The organism is Pseudomonas sp. P5_A12 (assembly GCF_056400685.1).
Genome location: NZ_JBFUKU010000304.1, coordinates 1 through 6,133, shown reverse-complemented (window position 1 = coordinate 6,133; position 6,133 = coordinate 1). Strand labels below are relative to the sequence as shown.

3 protein-coding genes are annotated in these 6,133 nt (G+C 59.7%); all 3 read right to left on the bottom strand.

The window, feature by feature from the left end:
- Positions 1–3,545 (bottom strand): translocation/assembly module TamB domain-containing protein (locus AC1DSG_RS26150; protein ID WP_477793477.1); only part of this gene is annotated, 3,545 nt, incomplete at its 3' end.
- The gene (locus AC1DSG_RS26145) at positions 3,542–5,269 is read right to left on the bottom strand and encodes an autotransporter assembly complex protein TamA (protein WP_477793476.1); all 1,728 of its coding nucleotides are present in this window, start codon (positions 5,267–5,269) and stop codon (positions 3,542–3,544) included. The genes AC1DSG_RS26150 and AC1DSG_RS26145, both read right to left, overlap by 4 nt.
- A gap of 66 nt (positions 5,270–5,335) precedes the next feature.
- Positions 5,336–5,986, bottom strand: coding sequence for a GNAT family N-acetyltransferase (locus AC1DSG_RS26140; RefSeq protein ID WP_477793475.1), 651 nt, complete (start codon positions 5,984–5,986; stop codon positions 5,336–5,338).
- Positions 5,987–6,133 lie beyond the last annotated feature (147 nt).

The following is a 6,133-nucleotide window of genomic DNA, read 5'->3' as shown; positions in this document are numbered from 1 at the left end:
CCATAACGCAGGCTGAGTTTTTCCGAGATATTGCCACTGGCCACGACGGCGGTGGTGGTGCCGCTGCCCTGGGTATCCAGTTGGAAATCCTGAATGCCCAGGTTTTTGGCCAATCCGCCGGTTACCCCGGAACTGCCCATCAAACCCAAACCGAGCGCGGCCTGGGCGAGCATGTTGTTGTCTTCACCGTTGGTGCTCAGCGGGCGCCCCAATATCAGATAGGACAACGCCTGTTCCTGGCTCATGGATGGTTCGGAGAAGATCTGCGTAGTCGGTTGCTCGGCGCTGCCACTCAGGCGAATACCGGCGATCACGTCGTCGGTCTGGCGAATCGCCTCGATGTCCAAGTACGGCTGATCAAGCGGGCCGGCAAACAACAAGCGCGCGCGGCGCACGGTCAGGCGCTGACCGTAGGCGCGATATCGCCCGTCGTTAAGCCACAGTTCGCCCCGCGTATCCAGGTTGTCGCCGATGTGCACCTGGCCCTGCACATTCGCGGTCAGGCCAAACCCGGCAAAGCTCAGCTTGTCAGCGCCGACCACCACATCAATGTCCATCTTCATGGCCAAGGGCGGTTTGCCCTCTTCGGTCTGCTGGCCAACGATCACCACGTCATCGGATACCTTGACCGTGGAAGGCGGCAACTCGCGAATGGTGATCTCACCTTTGGGCACAAGCACTTTGCCGGCGATGGCCAGTTCGTCGCCCTTCATCGAGATTTTCAGGTCCGGCGCGACTTCCAGCTTGGCGTACGGTTCGACGCTGACCGGTAACTGCGAGCCCTTGAGCGCCAGATCCACCACCAGCGCCTGTCCCCAGGCGATGTTGCCGTTGAGGGTGCCCTGCCCGGTCTTGCCGCTTTTCCAGTCGCCATTCAATTGCACGGTTTCACCGGCAATCACCGCTCGCAGTTGCAAGGCTTGCAACGCCATCGGCAACTCCGGCCCGGAGACTTCGCCATCGCTAAGCAGCAGGTTGCCATTGACCTGCGGCGCCAACAGGCCACCTGAAATCGTGCCACTGCCATTCAAGCGCCCGGTGATTTTCTCGACCATTGGCACAAACGGCCGCGCCACCGACAGGTCCAGCCCGCTCAAGCGGAACGAACCGGTCAGCGGTTTGTTCTTCGGCAACGGATTGAGCTGCGCCTGGACCATCAACTCGCCGAGCTTGCCGCCGACAAAGTTAAGGTCCGTATCAATGCGCTTGGGCGTGAGTTTGCTGGTGAGTTTCAGCGTCTGGTACGGGAAGTCCAGCCACTGGTCCTTCTCCTTCATGCGCAACGTACCGCCACTGGCGTCGATGCTGATCAGTCCATTTGGGCCGCTGGCGGGCAAGTCCAGTTGCAGGTCGGCGTTGAGCCGGCCCTTCCACGTGAAATCTTTCGGTAGCCACTGCGCCAGGCTTTCAATCGGGAACTGCTTGAGGTGAAAACGCAGCTTCGGCTCCGGCATCAAACGCTGGTCTTCACCGCACAGGCTGGCCGGTCCGGACATCCAGCAGTGGGCACCGAGGTTGATTTTTCCGTCCGCCAGCCGCTCCAGTTTCGCTGGGGTTTGCAGCTTCCAGTCCTGACCGCCGGTCTGGATATCGCCACTGGTCAGACGCCCGCGCCAGTTGCCTTGGTCCAGCGCACCGTCGAGACCGAGGGCCAGTTTCAATTGCGGCCCTTGCAGGTCAAGGCTGAGCTTCTGGTTTTTGATATCGCCCTGGCCGCTGGCGGTCAGTGTGCCCAGCGACGTGTCACCGGTCTGAATACCGCTGCCCTTGAGGTCGATTTTCGCCCGTTGCGCACTGTCGAGGGTCGCGTCGAGGTTGAGGCTTTTCAGGCGATGGTCGTCGAAAGCCAGTTGCGCGCCTTGCAGCCCCAGTTTGCCTTGCGGCGCCTTGAGGGTGCCGGCGACATCGATGCGGCCATTCAGTTGACCGCGCAGTTGCGGCCAAAGCTGGGCCAGACGCGGCATCTTGATGTCGATCTGGCCGGAGAGTTTCTGTTGCAGGCTGCCCTTGCCGTTGATGCTGTTGTCGCCAAGACGGATTTGCAGCGCGTTGAGGTTCCACTGCTCGCCAGCGCCATCCGCTTTGGCCTGGATCACGGCAGGTTGCCCGCGCAGTTTGCCTTTCAGGTCGAGGTCAGCGTTCAGGCTGAGCTTTTCATTCTTCATCTCGCCTTTGCTACGCAAGGGGCCGGCTAGCGTGCCCGGCAATTCGGCGACCCAATACGCCGGGTTGATCGCCGACAGATCGAGCGCGGTGTCCCAGGCAATGCCGTCGGCGAATTGCAGGTTCAGGTGACCTTCAGCCTTGCCCTGCCCGGCCTGGAGTTGAATTTGTTGCAGGTAGATTTTCGTCAGGTCGCCACTGAACGGGCTGATCAGTGTGAAGGCGCCAGCCGGGCCATCCAGCGCCGCTGTGAAGCCGCCGAGGTACTTGCCATCGGTGTAGGAGATGTCGCCATTGAAGCTGCGCAACGCCACGTCAGGCTCGTCGATCAGGGGATAGAGGCGGTGCCACGGGAAATCCAGCCAGTCGATTTTCGCGTCGGCGCTCAGGCCTTTGCTCCAGTCGAGGGTGCCGCTGAGTTTGAGGCTTTGCTTGTCGTTGGCGGTGAGATCAAGGCCCACGATCTGCGCGCCGTTGGCGTCGACCTTGCCTTGCAGCAGCAACGCGACCGGGCCTTGTTCGGCAGGGAGCGTGGCTTTGCCGAGCAACTGATAACCGTTTTTCAGGTCGCCGTTGCCGGTGAGTTCCAGTTGATTGAGCTGCAAGGTGTCAGGCAATTCGGCGGCGGGTTTGAAGCCGTCGGCGGTGATTCTTACCTTGGCCGGCAGGTTGTCCGCCAGCGGTTGCAATTCACCGGTCAATTGCCCGTTCAAATAACCGCTGCTGTCGGCTTTCAGGTTCAAGGTTTTCAGCAGGTCGCCGTCCACCTTAAGCGCCAGCGCCCAAGGCTCGGGAGCCGGCAGGGTCAAATTGCCTTCAGCCTTGAGCGGCCAGTTGCCGGTGGGTTGCAACAGGCCGGAGAGGTTCAGGCTCAGGTCATCGCGCTGCAACTTCACCGAGTCGATCTGCAAACCTTGCATCGTCCAGTGTGCCGCCAGTTGCAGGCCTTTAAGCGCTTCGCTGCCGTTGAACAGCAGGCTGCCGACCTGGACATCACCCAGTTCTATCGCCAAGGGCAATGTCAGGTCTGGAAGGCTGATCGGTCCGCTGCTTGCTTCATCGGCACCGGGCGGAAATTGCAAGCTGACCTGATCGACTTTCAGTTGCTCGATGCACAGCGTCATGCGAGTCAGGCACAGAGGAGACCAGGCGAAAATCGCTTTGCTCAGCTCGACCCGGCTAGTGTCCTGCTGCCACACAAGATGGTCGGCACTCCATTGCCCTCCCAGACGCCCCTGGAAATTTTCAAGAGTCAGCCCTGGTACAAAACCGAGGGCCCAACGGCTGCCCGTGGCGGTACCTAATACCGTGGTGACGGCGACAACGACCAGCATCAGCAACGCCAGAATCGCCAGCAGCGTTATTTTCAAACCACGATTCACAGCTCAGGCCCCATGGAAAAGTGCAGTCGAATGCCGCCGTCGTCGTCCAGCGCGTGGGCCAGATCGAGACGCAGCGGCCCCACCGGCGAGACCCAGCGCAGGCCGATACCCACCCCGGTCTTGAGGCTCGGCACTTCGAGTGTATTAAAGGCGTTGCCCTGGTCAACGAAGGTCGCGACCCGCCATTTTTCTGCGACGGAGTATTGGTATTCTGCGCTCGCCGCCACCATGTAGCGGCCGCCGATGCGATCGCCCTCGGAGTTTTCCGGGGACAGGCTTTGATAGTCGTAGCCGCGCACGCTTTGATCGCCACCGGCGAAAAACCGCAACGATGGCGGCACTGACTTGAAGCCATTGGTAGCGCTGCCACCGACCTGCACCCGGCCAAGCAACCGGTGTTTCTCGAAAACCGTGGTCAAGCCTTTCACCAACGCGGTGCCATACAACAGGTTGTTGTCCGAACCCAGGCCTTCTTTAGCCACTTTGGACTCGAATTGCAGTCGGTAGCCATGGCTCGGGTCGATGCGGTTGTCGCTTTTAAGGTAGGAATAGTTGACGCCGGGCATCAGCAAATCACTCAACCCCGAGTCGTCACCCAGTTTGTAATCCTCGTGCTGCCATTTCAGCGACACCACGCGCTGCCAGCCACTTGGCAGTTTGCTGTGCCATTCCGGGCCAATGGTCAGCAGTTTGCTGCGGGTGTCGCTGCCGTCAATTTCTTCATTCTGATAACCACCGGCAAAGCGCAGTTTGTCGGTCAGCGGCGGGTCCAGGGGAATGTCGTAGAACAGCCCGACGTTTTGCCGGGGCGCCGATACTTCAGCCTCCCAGCCATAACTGTGCCCCTGGGGATTGACCCAGTGCCGGGTCCAGTTGGCCTTGATCCGGGGACCAACGTCGGTGGAATAACCCAGCCCCAGGCCCATGGTCCGTGGTTTGCGGGTTTCGAGTTTGACGTCAACCGGGATCACATCATTTTTGGACGCCGTCGGCGTCGCATCCACCCGAACACTGTCGAAATAGCCACTCGATTGCATGGCCTGATTGAGTTCGGCGATCAGTTCGGAGTCATAAGGCGCGCCTTGCTTGAACGGCACCATGCGTTGCAGCAGGTCATCGTCAAACGGCGTGTCGCCTTCGAAACTGACCTTGCCCAAGGTGTAGCGCGGGCCGCTGCTATAAATGAGTTCGATATCGGCCACACCGGCGCGTGGGTCCACCAACAGTTTTTGACTAGTGAAGTGACCGCTGAAAAAGCCGAAGCGCGAGGCTTGATTCTGAATCAGGCGTTTGGCGTCTTCGTATTGACCATGATTGAGCACCGCGCCGGTTTTCAGCGAAGCGCTTTTGGGTACACGAAACGACTTGAGTGAAGCAGCCGGGCCGTCGATGCGAATCGTGACATTGCGCAAGTGCACCGGCTCGCCGGGGTCGATGTTGAGCACCAGACGCGGCGTTTTGCCGCCCGTCACATCGCTCTCGATCTGCGGCTGGTAATAACCCAAGGCCTGGGCAGCCTTGCGCGCCTGCTCCTCGGCGCCACGACTGAAGCGTTGCAATGCTTCTTCGTCACGATCGCCGAGACTGCCGATATAGCCCTCTATATTGGCTTTCAGTTCATCGTTGGACGGTTTGATCCGCACATCCAATTCACTTTGGGCCAGCGCCGCGCAGCTGGTGAACAGCATCAGCACGCCACTGGTAAATCTTCCTGGAAACTTCATAGGCGCGGATGCTATCACGAGCTTGGGAGCGTGATAGAGCCTCGCATGGCGTTAAAGTTCGACCGCTTATGCCGTCGCGGTGTGTAACACCTGCGGATTGGCGTGGAAAAAAACATGCTCGCGAATCGGTCCTACGGCAACCTCGCCGATTTCCTCGTACCCCTGACGCTTATAGAACTCCAGATAGCGAGAATTCCCGGTGTCGAGGATCACCCCTTCGGAGGTTTCATCCACTGCGCACCAGTTATGCACCGCTTGCAGTAGTTGTTCGCCGAAGTGTTTGCCCTGAAATTGCGGGTGAATGCCCAGCATTGGCAGCACATGGACCGAGTCACTCGGCACACAGGCGGCAACGGCGGCGTGGTAGTCGAGATAGCGGCGGGTGCTACGAAAACCCGCGCTGAGCACCATGCGCAAACGCCAGGCCCAACTTTCGGTGATACCCAGGCGTCGTAGCGGCGGCGCGATCAGCGCGATGCCGATCAAACGGTCGTTAACCAGCAGGCCAATGGCCGGCAAGTCCTGAAGAAAGTGTTGTTTAACCAGCTCACGCACGGTCGCCCGCACGCGATGTTCATAGCCGGGGCGTTCGGCCTCGAACAGATAACCGAAGGTCGGTTCGTGCCGATAAGCGTGGTAAAGCAGGGAACGCGCTTCGTGGGCATAGCCACTGTCGAGCATGTGAATGTCGGCAATGGCGGTCGAGGTTTCGGGCATAACGGTCGATCTCCCCAGGGCGTCGCTCAAAATGACGGCGCTCTTATTGGTACGAGCCTTTGGGTGGTAATACAGTTCCTCCACAGGTATAGACCAAGGCAGGATCTTCATCGACTGGATTGGCCTCTTCGCGGGCAAAGGCAACAC